12 protein-coding genes are annotated in these 19,663 nt (G+C 50.2%); 2 read left to right on the forward strand and 10 right to left on the reverse strand.

Going from position 1 to position 19,663, the window contains the following annotated elements:
* Positions 1-99: 99 nt before the first annotated feature.
* The 3 genes from RSX24_RS11155 to RSX24_RS11165 all read right to left on the reverse strand — a co-directional run bounded on the left by RSX24_RS11155 (position 100) and on the right by RSX24_RS11165 (position 8,421).
* A complete protein-coding gene (locus RSX24_RS11155; RefSeq protein ID WP_343260616.1) occupies positions 100-5,793 on the reverse strand; it encodes a pectinesterase family protein in 5,694 nt (1,897 codons plus the stop codon).
* Between the two features lie 214 nt (positions 5,794-6,007).
* Positions 6,008-7,513 (reverse strand): extracellular solute-binding protein, encoded by a 1,506-nt coding sequence (locus RSX24_RS11160; RefSeq protein ID WP_343260617.1) that lies wholly within the window; start codon positions 7,511-7,513, stop codon positions 6,008-6,010.
* Positions 7,514-7,563: 50 nt separating this feature from the next.
* Positions 7,564-8,421 (reverse strand): ABC transporter permease, encoded by an 858-nt coding sequence (locus RSX24_RS11165; RefSeq protein WP_236414353.1) that lies wholly within the window; start codon positions 8,419-8,421, stop codon positions 7,564-7,566.
* Positions 8,422-8,837: 416 nt separating this feature from the next.
* On the opposite strand from RSX24_RS11165, the gene RSX24_RS11170 reads away from it, so the two are divergent.
* Positions 8,838-9,725 (forward strand): carbohydrate ABC transporter permease, encoded by an 888-nt coding sequence (locus RSX24_RS11170; RefSeq protein ID WP_236414029.1) that lies wholly within the window; start codon positions 8,838-8,840, stop codon positions 9,723-9,725.
* Positions 9,726-10,043: 318 nt separating this feature from the next.
* Here RSX24_RS11170 and RSX24_RS11175 read toward each other — a convergent pair whose 3' ends face one another.
* Positions 10,044-12,284 (reverse strand): helix-turn-helix domain-containing protein, encoded by a 2,241-nt coding sequence (locus RSX24_RS11175; RefSeq protein ID WP_343260618.1) that lies wholly within the window; start codon positions 12,282-12,284, stop codon positions 10,044-10,046.
* A gap of 455 nt (positions 12,285-12,739) precedes the next feature.
* On the opposite strand from RSX24_RS11175, the gene RSX24_RS11185 reads away from it, so the two are divergent.
* A complete protein-coding gene (locus RSX24_RS11185) occupies positions 12,740-13,366 on the forward strand; it encodes a class I SAM-dependent methyltransferase (RefSeq protein ID WP_343260619.1) in 627 nt (208 codons plus the stop codon).
* Between the two features lie 78 nt (positions 13,367-13,444).
* Here the strand turns inward: RSX24_RS11185 and ppsA are convergent, their stop codons facing one another.
* The 6 genes from ppsA to RSX24_RS11215 form a co-directional block, all read right to left on the reverse strand.
* Positions 13,445-16,060, reverse strand: coding sequence for a phosphoenolpyruvate synthase (ppsA, locus tag RSX24_RS11190; protein WP_343260620.1), 2,616 nt, complete (start codon positions 16,058-16,060; stop codon positions 13,445-13,447).
* Between the two features lie 277 nt (positions 16,061-16,337).
* On the reverse strand, positions 16,338-17,111 hold the full coding sequence (locus RSX24_RS11195) for an ABC transporter permease (protein ID WP_343260621.1): 774 nt from the start codon (positions 17,109-17,111) through the stop codon (positions 16,338-16,340).
* Positions 17,112-17,873: an ABC transporter ATP-binding protein gene (locus RSX24_RS11200; RefSeq protein ID WP_343260622.1), complete on the reverse strand. Its 762-nt coding sequence runs from the start codon at positions 17,871-17,873 to the stop codon at positions 17,112-17,114. It lies immediately after the preceding gene.
* 23 nt (positions 17,874-17,896) lie between these two features.
* The gene (locus RSX24_RS11205) at positions 17,897-18,763 is read right to left on the reverse strand and encodes a pentapeptide repeat-containing protein (protein WP_236414016.1); all 867 of its coding nucleotides are present in this window, start codon (positions 18,761-18,763) and stop codon (positions 17,897-17,899) included.
* A gap of 13 nt (positions 18,764-18,776) precedes the next feature.
* Positions 18,777-19,106 (reverse strand): PadR family transcriptional regulator, encoded by a 330-nt coding sequence (locus tag RSX24_RS11210; protein WP_236414015.1) that lies wholly within the window; start codon positions 19,104-19,106, stop codon positions 18,777-18,779.
* Positions 19,107-19,274: 168 nt separating this feature from the next.
* Complete coding sequence (locus RSX24_RS11215) at positions 19,275-19,661, reverse strand: hypothetical protein (protein ID WP_343260623.1); 387 nt, start codon at positions 19,659-19,661, stop codon at positions 19,275-19,277.
* Positions 19,662-19,663 lie beyond the last annotated feature (2 nt).

Here is a 19,663-nt window from a genome sequence, read left to right on the forward strand (position 1 = left end):
TGAATTGCATGGTTTGGCAGACATAGACAAAAAGCCGCTAAATGGGATTAGCGGCTTTTCATTTCAATGCGAGTGAAGCATTTTTATGCCATGTAAATCTTACTTTTTGACCGTTACCGTAACGGAAGATCTCGTTTTGTTCCCTGCATGATCCGCTGCCTCGTAAGTGATCGTGTAAATGCGGTCTTCTCCTTTGCCTTTCCCCGATCGTTCGGCACGAAGCTTGAATTCATAATCGGGCGTGCCATACTTGGCTCCTACAATATCAGGCGAGGAGTTTCCCTTCCCTTTCCCCTGCTTAGGCTGATTGCTTGTAATCGATACAAGGACGATGGAAGCAACGCCAGATCCTTCATCCTCGGCATTTGCAGTGACCCGGATTGTTTCCAGCTTGTTCCCCTTGGCCTTTAGGACCGGTTTGTTCACCTTCAGACGCAGGGTTGGCGGTGTTGTATCCTGCTCTTCCCCACCCGTAAAATGAATGACATATTCCGACTCGCCGCCGTCTTGCCCCGTAACCCGGATCGTCGCTTGGCCAGGCATGGAATCGGCCTGCTCAATGTGCACTTTGGCCTTCGCAGAAGCGGCTTCCGCCGTCACGACAGGCAGCACACCTGCATCTGCAACCACCAACGAATACTCCTTGCGAGTCGGATCGAAATCCGCTACAGGCTCGCCATCCACGAATACCTTCGACAACTCTCTGTTGGCGTCAACCCATGAAAGTTTAGAAGCAGGATTCCAGCCGTCGTCTCCGGCTAAATGCCGGGCAGGAAGATATTCGGCCGCTTCTTCTGCCGTCAGCTGGCTGGACCAGTTGTAACGGCTTTTGGCCGCCGCACCCGGACCATAACTGGCGTATTCGGCGAAACGGGCCGTCCGTTCGTTATCTGTATTGCCCCAATTGTTCCAACCTGACGGACTGATATGATCATCCATGTAGTTGTTGATGTAGACGACGTTGGCATTAGGCCGCCATGGTCTTCCAAGAGCCACTTTGCCGGTTAGGCCCGGCTCGGCCGTGATTCGGCTGCCCAGGAACACATAACCGGGTTTTCCTTCAGCCGTCGAAGCTGCCGTCACATAGCCGCTGCTCAGGCTGTGAATGATGCTGTTCTCGAACATTGCCGCTGCGTTGCCGAAAATGAAATCGACGTCGCCTTCGATGTAACTATCCACATAGTATTGTCTGCCGTCGTTGACGTAGAGCGTATCCTGCCATCCCTTCAGGCTGACATCCCGGAACACGAGACGGTCGCCGCGGGCGAAGAGGGCCACGGCCTGCCCGGCATTGTCGCCGGCATCATTCTGGATCGTCAGATGTTCGGCCGTAAAATCGTTCGTTTGCACCCGGAAGCTGTAGCTGTTCGAAGTACCCAGCGGGTTGCCGGCCGCATCCAGCGTGCTGGCCGAATCGCCGTAGACCAGGACGGTTCCCTCACGGCTCTCGCCAATCATCCGCAAATTCGTCTTGCTGGAAGGCACGTTCAGCTTCTCGCGGTATGTTCCATCCTGAATCCGGATGATGGTCGGCGTCGGACTTTGATCCGGCACCGCATCGATGGCATCCTGAACCCGTTCGAATTGCGCGCTGCCATCGGAAGCCATGGTCAGTACGGGCGCAGGAATTTCCGATACCGGAACGGACGACATGCTTTCCCCTGCCTCATTGTGCGCCGTGACGACATAGTAGTACGTGCTGCCATTGTCCAGCTCTAAATCGGTATACGTTGTCCCGTTCAAATCCGAGGCAATCGGTACGAACGGTCCTTCCGGCAAATGACTGCGTTTAACGGCATAACCGTCTGCCCCCTCTGCTTCGTTCCAACGGAGAACAACGCCGCCGTCCTGCGCTTCGGCCCTGAGTCCGGACGGGATTTGAGGCGTGCCGTCATTCGCGGCGGGGCGGGTTCCCGCCGCTGTTGAATCCAAGCTGTGTGTATGACCGCTCACCGCAACTACTTTATAGTAGTATGGCTTGCCATTTCGAAGGCCGGTGTCTGTGTAGGAGGTTCCTGTTTCGCCTTCAGCGATGATTTCATATGGCCCCTCCACTGAATCTGCCCGCTTAATGAGATACGCTGCCGCTCCTTCCACCGGTTCCCATACAAGACGGACCGCATTCGGCAGCGACTCTACTGCTGCTGTTGGCGTGGACAACGCTGCCGTCGGCGTCACGGCGACCGGGACGGCATCAGCTCCCTCTCCTCCGATGCCGGTCGCAGACACGACGTAATAATATGTCGTGCCATTCTCCAATCCGCCATCCCGATAGAAAGGCCGCGTCGTGCGGGAAGCCACGGTGACAAAAGGGCCTTCTTCCCGGGTACCGCGTTTAACCGTGTAGTAACTCGCCTGGTCCACCCCCTGCCATGTCAGCTCTGCTTGAGAATCTCTCTCCAAGGCTTGCAAGTTTTCGGGGGCATCCGGTCTTACGGCATCTTCCGATGGCGTCACTTGGACCTGGTTGGAAGGTCCGCTCTCGCCTAACGGGCCTGTTGCAGTGATCACATAAGAATAGGTCGTGCCATTGACGACGGTTTCGTCGATGTAATGGGTTTCGGCCACGTTCGAAGCGACAAGTTCATGCTCGGAACCTTGTTGATCGCTGCGTTTGACATTGTACGTCGAAGCACCCTCCGTTTCTTCCCAATCCAGCCGGACCATGCCGTTCCCGGGCTGGGCCACAAGTCCCTTGGGCGTGGCAACGGGTTCAACATAGAGGCGAATGTTGTCGTAATAAATGGTTCCTTTGCCCGTGCCCGGCGTTCTTGCCGAAATCCGGCCAATTCCTTCGCCGGTTACGTCGGCCTGGAAAGGAACGTTGTCCGCAACGCGTACGTTGTCGATATAAATATCGGCTTTCTGAGAGGCGGCATTGACCGTGATTTTCAGGTTGTACCATTGATTGGCGGCAGGCACATCCATCAATTTGTGATCTGCTCCGTCTTTTTTGTACACCAACGTATACTGATCTTCGGCCACGGGAGCGGACGGTTTGCGGATTTCGATGGATAGCGCCGTACGACTTCCCGAGCTGTTCTGCAGCTGCAGGAGATATGAAGTTCCCGGCCATCCCGGCGACATGATATCCGTTTCGAAAACAAAGTTTCCCTGCTGAGGCTGGAACGCGCGAATGAATTGCGTTGTGCCCGGCGCATTGTCGTAGAGCATCAACGCTTTGGCCGATGAGTTGCCGCTTGTTCCGGAAGGAACGCCTGCGATGACCACTTTGTGGTCTGCATCCTGCGGATCCGGCGACACTACATATCCCGTTGGCGTCGTATCGGTCTCCTGCTCCTCAAAGTCCTCGTCGATATAATAGATCGTTTCCAAATCCCCTTCGGGCACGGCGCTGGCTTCGCTCGAATCCAGGCTGATGCCCTTGTCATTCTCGGCTTTGACGACATAGTAATACGTTTTGCCCACCGTCAAATTTGAATCTGTGTATGAATTGGAGCCGAGGCCCTGCTGCAATTTCGTATAAGGTCCGCCGGAAATTTCGGAGCGGAATACCGAGTACGAGCTTGCGTTTTCCACCTCATCCCATGTTAATACCACGGATTTGGGACCGGGTACTGCAGAAAGATGGCTCGGTGGCAATGGGAAATCGGCAGGTAGCTCATGGACTGCAGCATTCGAAAACACCGACGTATTCAGTTTATCCACCTCGTCGTCCGGCTTGGACGCGTCTGCGGCCAGACCGATGTATACCGGTTCATCCTTGGAGAAATAGACGGAATCCGTGACAGACCAATCATTGCCGTCTTTGGATACCGACGAGGTCACCCGATCCCCGAGCCGAACGAGCTTTACCCAGTAAGGGAGGCTGATAAAGGTATCCGTTTCTTTGTAGATAACATCTTCTCCCGCGTTTTCACGCGTCAATCCAACCGCTTTTTGCCCGCCTTTGGCATAAGAGACCATGAGTGCGGCAAATGGAGCAGACGGTTCCAGCCCGCCACGGATCATCACGCCGGCTTCCGCTCCGTCATCCGTGGCTGTTACGCGTTCCACCTTGGCTACAATCTCGCCGTTGCCTTCCAGAGTTTGATAAGCATAATGAAAATGATCAGCATCTCCATGAATATCGCCTGCCGATTTGACGGTGATATCGGTCACGCTTGAACCGATCTGCGTATGTCCGGCAATGCCCGGCGTCCCGATATCCGTGGATTGCCATGGGGCAATGTCGCTTTCTTTATGGACATGAACCGTGACATTGTTGGATTGGGTCGCCGTTCCTGTGTCGTCGATGGCGCGAACCGTCAGATAGTGCGTTCCGTCCTGAACATTTTCCCATGTAAAGGTATACGGAGCCGTATCATCTTCACCTAATTTGACGTCGTTTTGGTAAAACTCCACCTTGGACACCGTACCGTCTGAATCGGATGCCGAAGCTGTGATCTCGACAGAAGCTCCTTGCGTCGTGATGGTATGGTTGGCAGGCGAATCGATCGTCACTGCCGGGTTGGCCGAGCCGTTGCCGACAATGCCGTTCAGGTAAACTTCAAGATAGGTATAACCGGATTCGTGTATTCCGTTCCGGTCGTTCGGATCATCGGGATTCAGTCCCATGCTGATTTCCCAATCATCCGGCATGCCGTCGCGGTCACGATCAGCCAACGTGGATACGGCTTCCTCGAATTCGAGGTATCCTCCGACTTCTTTTTGCGAATTGATGTGCTGCCCGGTGCGGTTTTTGACGTCGTTCACGATTCTGGCATCGATGGCATCCCTGCGGGGTAGAACGGCTCCCGCTTCGGCAAGGACGCGTTCATATGCGGTTTCTGCATCGTCAACAGGCGAAGGATGGGCCATCTCCACCGGAGAGGACAATTTGGACTCCGGGTTTGCCAGTTCGCCGACGCCAAGCCAGTTGTCTGCCGTGACTTCAGGGAAACCGTCCACGACATTGGCTCCGACATAGAGGCGTGTATTGGGGCTCACATCGAGAAAAACCTGATCCCGAGCCGAACGATACGTGTTTGGCCCGTATTTGTAATAATTGTTCATCAAATTATAATTGCCTTCTTCACCGCCATAGGCTGAGAAAAATCCCCAGTTATAAACGACGTTGTTGTACGATTCGGTGTTGAAACCGGGGGAACCGGCGAATCTCGGGTTACGGCTTACGTTGTGGGCGATGATGTTGTGATGGAAAGAAGCGTTGTTGCCGCCCCAGATGCCCGCGTAGCCATGTCTTCCCTTCTGGTGGGTAGTCATCAGCATGCTTTCGGCAATGACGGACCATTGTACGGTCGTATTTTCGTTGACGTACATGCTGAGTACTTCATCGACAGACCAAGCGAACGAGCAATGGTCGATGATAATGTTTTTGTGGTAACGCCCACCGAACACGTCATCCTCGCTGGGATGTTTGTCTCCAAGGCGAAAACGCATATGTCTCACGATAATGTTATCGGCTTGAAACGTGGTCCAATAATCCGAAACGGTGATGCCTTCGCCGGGAGCCGTCTGGCCCGCAAGAGTAAGGTTGGAGCCCGTGATGGCCAGCGGGGATTCAAGATAAATCGTGCCGCCGACCCGGAACACCACTGTAGTGTCATTTTGACTGACCGCTTCGCGCAGGGAACCGGGGCCCGAATCCGCCAAGGTCGTTACTTCGTACACCGCGCCTCCCCTGCCGCCGGTTACATATTTTCCGCCGCCTTCAGCTCCGGGAAAGGCAGGCAATGAACCGGCCTCGTTCGCTTCTTCCGCAGCAGCCATCGCTGGAAGCAGACTGAATAGCATGGATATGACCAAAACGAGTGACACAATCCTTTTCAAAAGAATCTTCCTCCTCCGGTATCGTCTATTCGGTTCAATGCCGTGTTTGCCGAGAGGCAGCTAACCTTTCAGCAGGCCAAACATCACCTCCTTAGCGAATGAAGGCACAGCCAATGAACAAGATATGAACTCGCTGCATCTTTAAAAAAGCCCGTTTCGTCAATCCTCCTTTGAACGTACGATCCGGGCCGTTGACTCTCCTTATTGTTTTGCTTTACTTGCTCCCCTGCACGGCTTGGTATGCCGCCTCGTATTCCGCAATGATTTTGTCGCCGCCTGATGATCTCCAAGTGTTCACCGCGTCACGGAAGCCGTTCAGGTCAGTCTTGCCCAGAATGTATTTATAGGTGGCATCCGTAATAATCTTTTGCAATTCAGAGCCTTGCTCCGAAAACGTCGGCGATTCCAGTGAGTACATCGGATTGAGCACGGCATACTTGGTGTTTTCCTCGATCAAACGCGTGGATTCGATGCGCAGCGGGTCTGCATCTTGAATGCTGTATCCGTTCTCGTTGGGCCGAGATGATGAAAAGGGTTGAACCTCTTGTTCCCAGAGCTTGGTGTCAATGATGGTCGCTCCATTGTTGGCATCGAGGCTGTAATGCACGTCTTTGATGCCATACGTCATCAACGTGTAGATTTCTTCGCTCATGAGATCATCCATAAATTTCAGCACCCGCTTTAATTCGGCTTCGTCCTTCACCTCCGATTTCGGGAACGCAAGCAGTCCGCCTACGCCGTTGGATGTGGACCAAATGGCCCGATCGCTTTCGTTGCCCGTGGACGTGATATCGTTCACCATAACGAGTTCCATGTCATCTTGAACGCCTTTGGCCAGATTAAGCAGTCCTTTGCTATCAAATAAAGCGCCTACGTAAATGCCGGCTTTGCCTTGCGCGAAGCCCTCTTGTTGATCCTTTTTCGCCGTGACCGCGAAATCCTGATTGATGTAGCCATTGTCATACAGCTCCTTCATGAAATCCATCGCCTGGATGTACCCCTCCGATTCGAATTCGGGCGTCACTTTGCCATCCTCGCTGACGGCCCAGCTGCTAGGCGTTCCGAAGTAGGAACCCAGCGTTTTGAATGCTCCAAACACGAGATCGCTGCGGTCCATGAACCCTGTCGTGTCTTTGACCCCATTGCCGTCAGGATCTTGTTCGGTAAACGCTTTGGCTACCTGCATCAGTTCTGCCGTCGTTTTGGGCACAGGCAATCCGAGTCGGTCCAGCCAATCTTTGCGAATGATGACGCCGTTGCGCGCAACCTGTTTTTGCATCGGGATCCCGTACAGCTTTCCTTCAATGGAAGCGGAATTTCGCATGTCTTGGGAGATTCCTTTCAAGTTCGGGAATTCATCCAGATAGGGTCCAACTTCCCAGAAAACTCCCGCTTTTAGCGCGTTTCGAACCGACGAGTTTTCCAGAATCGTCAGCGAAACGATATCAGCCAGGGAACCCGAAGCCAGCGAGGTATTCAGGCGCTCTTCCTTTGAAGCATCCGGTATCCAGGAAAACTGGATATCCGCATTCGTCAGCTCTTCGATTTTGTCAAGCACCGTATCCGTTGGCGGCGAAGCCGTATGCATGATGTTCAGCCAAGTAATGGTCGTTTTGCCATCGGCACTGGTTCCTGTTTCACTTTTCCCTCCGGAGCACGCGGAGAGCATCAGACTGCTGCAAATCGTAAGCGCTATCAACTTTGCATAGCCAAATTTCATGGTTCATTCCCCTTTTCGTGATTGTAGTTAGATGGGCGAGATCCCCCCAATTAGTAGACACCGTCTTCGCCGAATTTTTTGGCGAGCCGGTTTGCAAACATGACAAGAACGAGCCCTACCAACCCTTTGAACAGCCCTACCGTTGTGCTGAAGCTTAGTTGTCCGTTTTTTAAACCTGCCGTGAAGATGTACGTATCGAAAATCTCTCCCACTTCCCGGTTCAGCGAATTCAACAGCAAATACATATGCTCAAAGCCGAGTTCAAGCGTATTTCCGATTTTGAGAATGAGCAGCGTGATAATGACCGGACGAATGGCCGGCAAGGTTACATGCCACATTTTGCGCAAGCGTGATGCACCATCCATCTCTGCCGCCTCATAAAGCTGCGTATCCACGACGGTAATCGCCGCCAAGTAAATGATCGTGGACCATCCGGCTTCCTTCCATATAATCTGCAAAATGTACATCGGGCGGAGCCATTCGGGCGATGTCAGGAAGCTGATTTTGGTGCCTCCGAAGGCAGCAATCAGTTCATTGACAACGCCGCCATCCACGCTCAAGAACACGTACGTAATCGAAACGATGATGACCCAAGACATGAAATGCGGAATGTAGACGATGGTTTGCACGGAATTTCTGAACAGCTTATGTCTTACTTCATTCATCATCAAAGCCAGAATGATCGGAATCGGAAAGAAAATGATCAGTTCCAGTGCAAACAAAATCAACGTATTGCTAAGCAGCAGGGCAAAGGTGGGCTCCGTGAACAGGCGGATAAAATGTTTGAAGCCTACCCACGGGCTGTCCTTGATCCCGAGAAACGGCTGATAATCCTGGAACGAAATGATGAGGCCGCCCATCGGAAAATACTTGAAGATGACGAAGTACACAAAGCCGGGAAGAATCATTAAATAAAGAAGTTTGTTGGATGCCGCGTTTCTTAAATAATGGTTTAGGCCGGACTTTCCGTATACCTTGCGTTGCAATGGAACGACTGTGGAATCTGGCTCTTTCACTGCTTGCTGACCTCCTTGATCTGGATTCGTGGTTGATTGCTTCCCAAGCATATGTCATGGAGGCTATTCCGTACATAATCATTAGCTACTGCGGTTGCAGGATTCCTCATAACACGGGCTTTTTTCCGATTTTTATCGAAGTCGATCGTAGCTCATGATTATTATTCAACTCCCGGATTATCGTCGATGTTTTCTGTCCGGATTCGGTATTAAGGCCTGTTCCAATGTCCGTAGGTGATGATTATATACGGAATCTTTCACCGTTGTTATGGTGGGCATACACCACTATCCATCAAGGAGGAACAACCATGTTGTCCAAATCCGCACTCCGAAAAGAAAGCATCGGCAGCATCGTATTCAATGTTATGAATTATACGCTGCTGCTCCTTTTTTCCCTGGCATGCCTGCTGCCCTTCGTCAATGTCGTTGCCAGCTCCTTCGCATCTACGCAAGAAATCGTGCAAAAGAAATTCATTTTATTCCCGACGACCTTCTCGCTGGATGCCTATCGCTACATCTTCTCTACACCTACCATCTTCAAAGGGCTCGGCGTATCGGTTTTCATTACGGTTGCGGGGACCATCGTGAGCATGACGCTGACGGCACTCATGGCATACGGACTTTCCCGCCGCTATCTTCTGGGCAGAAACTTCATTAACTTTCTGATCGTCTTCTCCATGTTGTTCAGTGGGGGCATGATCCCGACGTTTCTGGTCGTTAAAGCCGTTGGATTGATCGATTCCTACTGGTCGATGATCATTCCGACTGCGATCAATGCGTTCAATCTGATCATCATGCGCAATTTCTTTCAGGCTCTCCCCGACAGTCTGGAAGAATCGGCGAAGATGGACGGGGCCAATGATTTTCGCGTACTGCTGCAGATCATGCTTCCGCTTGCCCTGCCGTCGATCGCCACGCTTTCCTTGTTCTACGGCGTGTCCTATTGGAACACGTATATGAATGCCATTCTGTATCTGAACGAATCCAAAATGTGGCCGCTGCAGGTGCTGCTTCGTCAGATCGTCATCGTCTCCAGCGGCATGGAAGGCAACAGCTCGGCCGTGGACATCGTGCCGCCGTCCCAAACGATCAAGATGAGCGTCATCGTTGTGGCTACCATACCGATGCTCATCGCCTATCCTTTCGTGCAAAAGCACTTCACGAAGGGTGCCCTCCTTGGTTCGGTGAAAGGATGAGCCGTTCATATGTTTCGTTTCATGTCGCTCCGTTTCGAGCCGGCAGACAACAATCCCCTCGGGTATGCAACCTGAGGGGATTTCAAATAAATCGCACTAAACAATCACACAGGGCACTGCGAGTGCAGTACCATCTTCCGATCGCTGTTATCCCCGGATTTTCCCTTTTTCAAAGGGAAAATCCGGGGATAAGCCTATGCTTCCGACGCAGCTTTCTTTCAGAAAGCTTTTAGACCGCTTCGCTTCTCCAGATTGGTTCTGCCTCTCCGTTAACGTGTGTATGTTTTTTTGCGGATGAATATAGCAATATAAATCTGGTCAGCTTTCCATCTTCATCCGCCGGTATGCACCGGGGGTCAGATTCTCTTTCTTGCGAAAAGAGCGGATGAAATTTTGGGAATTCTGATAGCCCAAACGTTCCGCGATGTCTTTTACGGGCATGTTGGTATCCACCAGCCATTTGCGGGCAACTTCCAGTCTGAAGTTCATGAGATATTCGCTAAAGGTTGTGCCGTATTCCTTGCGAAAGATGCTGCTTAGATAGTTGGGCGTGTAATGCAAACGCTCACTGATGGATTCAAGCGACAAGTCCTGGTCATATTCCGTACGAACGATGGATGCCATGCGGTCCGCGATGGAACGGAATTGCTGGTTGGCTCTCTCCTGCATGCTCGCGACCATCGGATAGATGACTTCATGAACGAGAATATGTTCGATCTCTTCCGGATTCAGCGTATTCAACAGCCTGTGATACAACGTGGAATTGGTTTGCGTAAGCAATATCTCGGCCCCGATCAGCTGCTCCAGCTGAATCAAATTGTTCACAAAGCGGATCAGCGTGATCTCCAGATTCATCGGGTTCGGACTATGTTTCATCATGTCGGCCAAGAACGGATATAACGTGCGCGACACTTCTTCTTTGTCCCCTAACCGAATGGCGTCGAACAGACGGGTTTCCAGCTCCGTAGGGTAATGCAGCAATGTCGGCCCACCGCTGCGGGAAATGTCCTCGTAGAAAATAACGGACTCTTTGCCCAGCTTCAGGCGTTGATAAAGCGCTTCAAGGCTCATATCCGATGCCTCGCGGCTGTTCATCAGATCTTCGTAAGGAGCACTGATGCCTACACTCACGGAAGCCGACCAATATTCGCGGGCCAGCATGATCACTTGTTTGGCGTACGCCATCATGACATCGCGCATCTCTTGGGCTCGTTCGGCATCGAAGTAGAGCAGCGTTGCCTGCGTTCGTTCATTAAGCACTACCGGCAGCATTCGTTCGGATTCCGGCACGATCTCCTGTACAAGTTGGTTTACTGCGAGAAGCAGCGTATCTTTGTCAGCCAAGGGACCTTCCCCGCGGCGATCGATCTGAATCAGCATGGTGACGAACAGAACATCGGTGGTGATGCGGTAACCGAACCGCTCCAGATTATCCGCCACTTCTTCGCGGGTCAGCCGATTTTGCAGCACATTAAGCACAAACTGCGTTTCCAGCTTCGGCTTCTCCAGATGCATCAGCTGTTCCAAACTTTGGTTTTCGGACACGATGGAATCGATCGATTGAATAATCCAGTCGACTTCGTCCTTGATCGTTCTCTCGGAACGGTTCCCGAGACTATGCCGGATTTTGCGAAAAGGCTTGGCAAGATAAAGCGAGATGATGTAGGCAAGAACAACCATCAAGCCCAAAATCACGACGCCCATGACAATGAGGCCGACACGGGTCGTCGTTAAAGCCTGGCTGACTTCCTTCTGATCCAGAAGTGTGACATAGGTCCAACCATTATAGGCCGAGCGGGCATACAATCCGATCAAGGTTCCCCCGGACGGGTCGGGAATTTCCATTTGCCCTGCACGCAGTTCGCTCACTGTCTGACTGCTTATCCACCCCATCTGCTCGCTCGACAGCGCCTTTTGCTCCGTCTGGCTTGCGTATAACAGCTCTCCTTGTTTGTCTAATATGTAGATGGCGGCATCAGGTTGGGTCTGCAGCGAAAGATTCAACGTACGGAGCGAAATATCCGACATGGCGATCGCTTCTTTTTCCTTGGAATATACGGGTAAGGCATGTAATAACCGAATACCGTCTTCGGTTTTGGTCCAATACAGCCCTTTGCCGTCGGCATCGGCGAATAGGTGCTGCAATCCTTCTTTTTCCGTGTCTGTCATCCGGCTTAAGGATCCGTTGGACAGACTCCAGTTTTGCTTTAGGCTTACCAGCGTATATTGGATACCATCCAGGCCCATCGTTGCGATATAACCCAATTGGGAGTTCAATTCCCGATAGGCTTCGTAATCCTGTCCGGTCAGCGGACTGTCGATCACCGTGCGGAACGATGGCGTTGTGCTGTATGTGGCGAAAGCATACTCGATCGTCTGAATTTTTTGCTCCAATGTATTGCGGACCTGCATGATGAGACTTTGGCGTCCCTCTCCGAGCCGTTCGATCACGGACTTCGTGGTGGAAATATAAATATAACTTCCGAAACAAACAACGATGCCCACGCTGAGGAGCAGAATTGGAACAAAGATATTGTAAAACGTTTTGCTTTTTCGCACGGAACGCCCCTCCACTCTTGAGTTCGTTAAATGCAAGTTATCGCTTTCGCTGCTCCAGATTGATTCTGCCTCTCTTTTGTAATCGCTTGCATGCGTCATACACTTGAATTTTACCATGGCGGAGGATGGCAGTGTAGACATAACACATAAAAAATCAGCCAAAAATTGCACAGAGAGGAAATAAAGATGAACTTTCGGAACTACCTGTGCAAATGCGGGATTTGACAGCCAGCGTACGGTCAATCGGGTGTTACGATCGATTTACGGCATGACTCCGAGGGATTTCAAAAATAACGTCAACCGCTATTTGATGTAAAGGTATGACTTGGACTTCGTTAAGCGATGACTGTTTACAGTCGGAAGATTATCAATTATAGTTATTAAGGAGTTTATATATCTATAATAATGCAAACATCTCATAACTTACGAATGATACGAAAGGAGATCAACGCATCATGGAATTTTGGGAAACCAGCTTTATTGAGAAACAAACGATGTGGGGATTTGAACCTGCAGATTCGGCCATGTTGACTAAAGATTTTTTTCTTGCGGAACATGTGAAGCATGTGCTGATTCCGGGTGTTGGGTATGGTAGAAACGCGAAGGTTTTTATGGATGCGGGCATCGCTGTCACCGGCATTGAAATTTCACAAACAGCCATCGATTTGGCGAGGCAAAACGGGATTGACATCGATATCGTACATGGCTCGGTAACCGGCATGCCGTTTGATGACAAACGTTACGACGGCATATTCAGCCACGCCCTGATCCACTTATTGAACCAAGGTGAAAGAGAAAAATTCATTCAAGATTGCTATGCTCAGCTAAAGCCAGGCGGTTATATGGTCTTTACCACGATTTCCAAAAAAGCTCCGATGTTCGGTACAGGCAAGCTTTTGGATCAAAACTATTTCGAGACCAAGGATGGCGTCAAACTGTTCTTCTATGACACGGATTCCATTACGGATCAATTCGGTAAATTCGGGCTGGTCGAGATTTCGGAAATAAACGAACCGAACAAAAGCATGGCCAGTAAACCTTCGATGCCATTTTTAATGATTACATGCAAGAAAGCATCATAAACGTTTGTCAGATCAAAAAACCGTTAATCCGAAACGATCAACGGTTTTTTGGGGTCTGTTTTGAACCGACTCTGGATGTTACAACACCTCGATATATCCTTCCGTACCATGCAAGCGAATCCGCTGCCCATCTTTGATTCGCTCGGTAGCTTTCTCCACGCCGACGATGGCCGGCAAGCCATATTCACGTGCAATAACGGCTCCATGGGTCATCAGGCCGCCAACTTCGGTAACCAGTCCTGCGATGGAAACAAAGCATGGCGTCCAGCTTGGATCCGTGAAAGGCGTGACCAGAATATCCCCTGGCTCCAAATGGGCATCTTCCATGTTAAAAACGACGCGAGCCCTCCCTTCAATGACTCCGGAAGAAACGGGCAAACCAACGATCGCTCCGCCAGGCAGGTTTTCACGCTTATACTCGCCTGCAATAATTTCGCCATCCGACGTGATCACCCGCGGCGGCTTTAGTTTTTCATACGTTTTGTATTCCGCTTTTCGCTGGCTAATGATCCGTTCATCCAACGTATTTGTGCGAACGACTTCATGAAGCTCCTGAAAAGTGAGATAGAAGATATCTTCTTTTTCGCGGATCACTTCTGCCTGTACAAGCTGCTCGGCTACTTTCAACAATGTTTGTTTATAAATGAAATAGCGATGAATCATGCCGTATTTCGGATATTCCCGATAACCGCTGAGATTTCGGATCAGGTCGATCTTGCGTTTGGTTTCTTCGGCTTTTTGCTCCCCGTCCGGTAGTTCTTTCAGTCGTTCCAATAACTCTTGTTCTTTGTTCAAAGCTTCCTGCCGTCCGAGCTCAAACTTGCGCTTCCCCGCATGCGGTTCGAAGTTTTTGATATTGTTGACGATTAGCGGAACCAGTGTGATCGGTTTCTCGCTCCAGCGTGTTCGCGTAATATCGATTTCTCCGGCACACCGCATGCCGTATTGATCGAGGTACGCCTGGATTGCATGTTGAGCCTCTCGTCCACCTTCCACGTGGGCCAATCCGTCCAAAAAGTGGTCCTCTTTGACCTGTTCCAAATAGTCGATCACTTCCGGATAAGGACGAATGACGTCCGCAACGTCCAGCAGGGCGAGGCCCATTTCCGAAGTAATATTACCTGTTACGGATTGTGATAACGTGTCTGCTGCGTTTTTCTCCCCCAGCCACTCGTTCATTTTTTCATTGATCCAAGTAGAAGCATTCATCGCTGTCATAATGACGGCCGAGCTTTGCGGGTCAAATAGAAGTTTCTTTAATTGCTGGATATCTTCCAGAATGAAATCCATGGCATCTAAACCCGATTTCGATTGGATGTCATGTTTTAACTGTTCTATGGAGGCTTGATTTTTCTTGATCAAATGGGAAACGATGTCCGGATCGTTCGCCAACTGGGCTTCATGACCTGCATGCGGCACCTTTGGTCTGCCCTTACCCGAACCTTGTTCGTTCGCTTCTTGGGGTAACGTAGGAATGAAATCCCTTCGCTCCACAATCGTCATAAGAGCGTCCTTGACCAGCGGATCGTATTGGCCCAGGCCGTTCAGGAGGGTGTCCCTGCCGGCGGCAGAAGCGAGCATGGGAGTAGCGTCAACGAACAGTCTTCCTCCTGCTGTACGCATGGGTGCCGGCGTGGTTAACAGATAAAAGGACAGGCCCAACGGTTTCATGGGATCCGTCATCATTTGTTGGTGACCGACGGATATATAAACATGATTTTCTTGATCGTTCACTTCAGGGATCGGGTATAACGTTGTGATCGGCCGACTCTGGACCACATAAAACGTTTGATCAGCCAAACACCATTCAATATCTTGCGGACAGCCGAAATATGCTTCGATCTGCCTTCCGATCCGTGCCAATTGCACAATTTGCTGATCCGTAAGCGTTTGGGCCATCTGCTGCTCAGGACCGAGCTGCCGCGTTTCTGTGCCTCCGCCTTGACGTGCATAGATCGCCAGTTTTTTATCCGAAATTCTCTTCTCGACGATTTCTCCTTCACGTACTTTATAACCGTCAGCGGATACCAGCCCGGAGACCAGTGCTTCTCCAAGGCCATAACCCGCATCGATCGATACCATTTTCCGATTGGAGGTCATCGGATCGGCGGTAAATAAAATACCTGAAGCCTCGGGAAAAACCATCCTTTGTATGATGACGGATAAATAAACGTGTCTGTGGTCGAATCCGTTCTGTATCCGGTAAATGACGGCGCGATCCGTAAACAAGGACGCCCAGCATTTCCGGATATGCTGCAAAATGTCTTCTGTGCCGATGATGTTCAAATATGTGTCTTGTTGGCCGGCAAAAGAGGCATGCGGCAAATCTTCGGCAGTTGCACTGGAACGTACCGCATAAGCCTCTTCTTCGCCAAACTGTGATACGTAGTCCGTGACTGCTTTCGCAACGTCTGTAGGGATCTCACTTGTCATGATGGATTGCCGAACTTTGTGGCTGATTTCCCCGATTTGGTCCCGATCCTCTGCTTGGATCAGAGCGAGCTGCTCCAGTAATGCATCATAAATTGGATTGTGTTCAACCGCTTTTTGGTAGCTCAATGTTGTCACGCAAAATCCATCCGGCACATGTATGCCTTGAATCTTCGATAATTCCCCGAGATTCAGCCCTTTTCCGCCAACAAGCAAAAGCTGGTCATTGTTCATTTCGTGAAAACCGAGTACCAAAGGGTTCATTCCATGTCACTCCTTATTCATGAATTCAGAAAAAATCATTTGACAAGAGTTCATCAGCGTACTATAATTAAATTATAAGATGAACTACTTATGCAAAATTTACAATATAGAATCGCATTCCGATTGTAACATTGTAGTTCTGTATATGCAATACTAAAGGACCCGATACATGTTATCAGGTTCTTTTTTTGATGCCGCAGTACCGATAATGATGCAAAAAAAAAGAATGGTACCCGCGAAACCTGGCACCACCAGCAGAACAGAATTTATTCTTTCTTTAGCTTCTTACGCGCTTTTTATACACTTGCATCGCCAATCCATACGCTACGAGCATAATTCCGACACACCATACAAGAGCCACCCACAGATTACTACCCACCGGCTGACCTGACAGTAGCGCCCGAATGGATTCAACGATCGCGGTCACCGGCTGATTTTCGGCAAAGGCACGCACAATCGATGGCATTGAATCAGTCGGGACAAACGCCGAGCTGATAAACGGCAGGAATATCATCGGATAGGAAAAAGCGGTTGCACCATCCACCGATTTCGCGGACAGCCCGGCAATCGTCGCAACCCAGGTTAACGCGAGTGTAAACAATATGAGTATGCCTGCTACGGCAAGCCATGACAGCATTCCCGCTGACGAACGAAACCCCATAATAAGCGCTGCGAGAATAATGATGACAACCGATATGGCGTTGGATACCAGTGATGTCAGCACATGCCCCCACAACAAGGTGGAACGTGAAATGGGCATGGTGTGAAACCGCTCAAATATACCTCGTTGTACATCAATAAACAGGCGATAAGCCGTGTAAGATACGCCGCTGGCGATGGCTATAAGCAGAATGCCTGGCAGCAGATAGTTCACATAGTTATCCGTTCCGGATTCAATTGCACCTCCGAATACATAGACGAACAGCAGCATGAATGCGATCGGCATGACGGTGACTGTAATGATGGTGTCCATACTGCGAGAAATGTGGAGCATTGAGCGTCCGAGCATGACACCCAGATCGTTAAAAAAATGTTTTTTTGTCGTCTCCATTTACGCTCCCTCCTTTTTGCCAACGATGGCGAGAAAAATCTCTTCCAACGTCGGCTGCTTTTCAACATACTCCACCTTTGTGGATGGAAGCCGTTTTTTCAGCTCCGCGAGCGAGCCGTTTGCGATAATTTTGCCTTCATGCAAGATGGCTATTTTGTCGGCAAGCTGCTCTGCTTCCTCCAAATACTGCGTCGTAAGAAGAATCGTCGTACCGCCGTCGGCAAGCTCTTTGATAATTTTCCAAACCTCAATGCGCGATTCCGGGTCCAGCCCGGTCGTCGGCTCATCAAGGAAAATCACCCGAGGACTTCCCACAAGGCTTAAGGCGATATCGAGCCTGCGGCGCATCCCTCCGGAATAGGTGGAAGCTCTGCGATCGGCGGCGTCTGTCAAATTGAAGCGTTTAAGCATGTGATCCGCCACTTGACGCGGATTTTTGAGGTATCGCAGTTTGGCAATCATGATCAGATTTTCCCTTCCGGTCAAAATCTCGTCTACAGCGGAGAATTGTCCGGTCAGGCTGATCGCCTGTCGCACATTGTCGGGGCTTGATGCAACATCGAATCCGTTTACGGAAGCTGTTCCCCCGTCCTGTTTCAACAACGTGGTGAGTATTTTGACAATCGTCGTCTTGCCCGCGCCGTTAGAACCAAGCAGGGCAAAAATACTCCCTTGATCCACTTCGAAATCTACACCTTTGAGGATGTGAAGCTGTTTGTAGGACTTTTGCAGTCCTTTCACTTGAATTGCAGCGTTTTGCATATTCCTTCCTCCTCGAACTGTTTTTAAATAACAGTAACTTTCGACAAGTCCGCCTCCATGCCTTTAAGAGCCGCGTATGTCAACTTATCCATCATAGCGTCATCAAAGCAGACGGTTTTGATGGCACGATAGTATTTCTTGGACAAAGTAAAACCGGAAACAAACGAAACATTTTTGAGTATCGCGCCTTTAAACGAAGCTTCGTTAAGTGCCGACTTGTCAAACTTGACCCCGATGAAAGTCTGCCCGTCAAATCGCTGCCCCCGCAGATCCGAATATCTGAAATCTACACCGGTAAAGCTACAGCGATCAAAGACCGTTTTTCTAAGATCGGCCATATTTAACATCACATCCGTTAACTTCACATCCGTGAATTTTGCCCGATCCAGACCCGACTTGCTGATGTTGGTACGTACAAGGATGGATTTATAGAAACTTGAATTCGTAAGGTCGATGGCAGATAGGTTGCAATCCGTCAGATTCGCATGGTCAAAAATGGAATCTCTCACATCACTGCTTGCGAATGTGCTGCCGGTTAAGTCAGCACCGGTAAAATCGGAGCCTCGCAGCGCGCTTCCCGAAAATTTCCCTTGATGCGCGGTGACGCCGGCAAAATCGCTTTTGGCCAGATTACTTGCACTAAAGTTTGTCACTACCTGTCGTTCCAATGAGCGGGAAAGATTAGCCACTTCTCGTACCGTTTGCTCAATGTCACCGATGCTGTCAATGGTCATCGCAAAGGCCGTTTCATCGTCCTTGCCTTCGGCTTTGAGTTCACGGAATCGCTCCTGCAAGTCGGAAAGCAGATCGGTTTTTAATTCAGCAACGCTTTTCACCCCATCATACGGTGCGAACACGCCATTTAAATAATGGTTCAATCTTTCAGTCATCACATCAAGCCCCCTATAACAGGTTTTCGAGCACGCGTTTTGCATACTCCCAATTGCTTTTGTTGTTGGCGTAAGTCTCCTTGCCCTTTTCGGTAATTCGGAAATATTTACGCCGTCCGCCCTGAGACTCATCGCCCCAATACCACTCGATATCACCGTCTGCCTCGAGCCGGCGGACGCTGGAGTACATCGTGGCTTCTTTTAATTCATACTTGCCACCCGAGCGCTCGGCAATCAGCTTCACAATTTCATAGCCATAGCGGTCAGCTTCGAACAAGAGCCGTAAGATCATCGTATCCGTATGTCCGCGCAGCAGGTCGGATGTGATTTTGTTTTCGCTCATACAATCACCTCCACAATTGCATAATACGATACATTACTGTGACTGTCAAGGTACTGTTTTTGTAGTATTACTTTACCTGAACAATCTTATGCTCTTGTGTTGACAAAAAAAAGAACCCCCATTACTTCATGGAAGTTCTTCTTAGGCGGCTTTCAACTGAACTCGGCCCTACGTTATGCAGTTAGAAGAAGGATCATTCAAAAGATCATCTATGGCTTGCACCGCGAGATCCAGCGATTTCATTCTTCGTTCCAGCAGCGTTCTTTGAGGGCTGCCTTCTTTCGACTTGGCATATGCGCGCTCTAGGGACGGAAACAAACCAGTAAGAATATGGCGAGCTTCCGTCAAATCTTCCCGGGGAAACGAATGCGTTCTCTGATCCCAAGTGTGATTCAGGATCGCCAAGCCTATGTACAGCGCATGCAGCCTTTTCTTGATTAAGGTGGTATTTGCGCCTTTCTCCGTCATTTGCGCCAATGCATTTTCGCACTTGTTTATGGTCGATTGAAAAGATGTTATGGATTCCTGCTTTACTGCATCGGATACACGTTCCATGA

Source organism: Paenibacillus hubeiensis (assembly GCF_032334105.1).
Classification (GTDB): Bacteria; Bacillota; Bacilli; order Paenibacillales; family Paenibacillaceae; genus Paenibacillus; species Paenibacillus hubeiensis.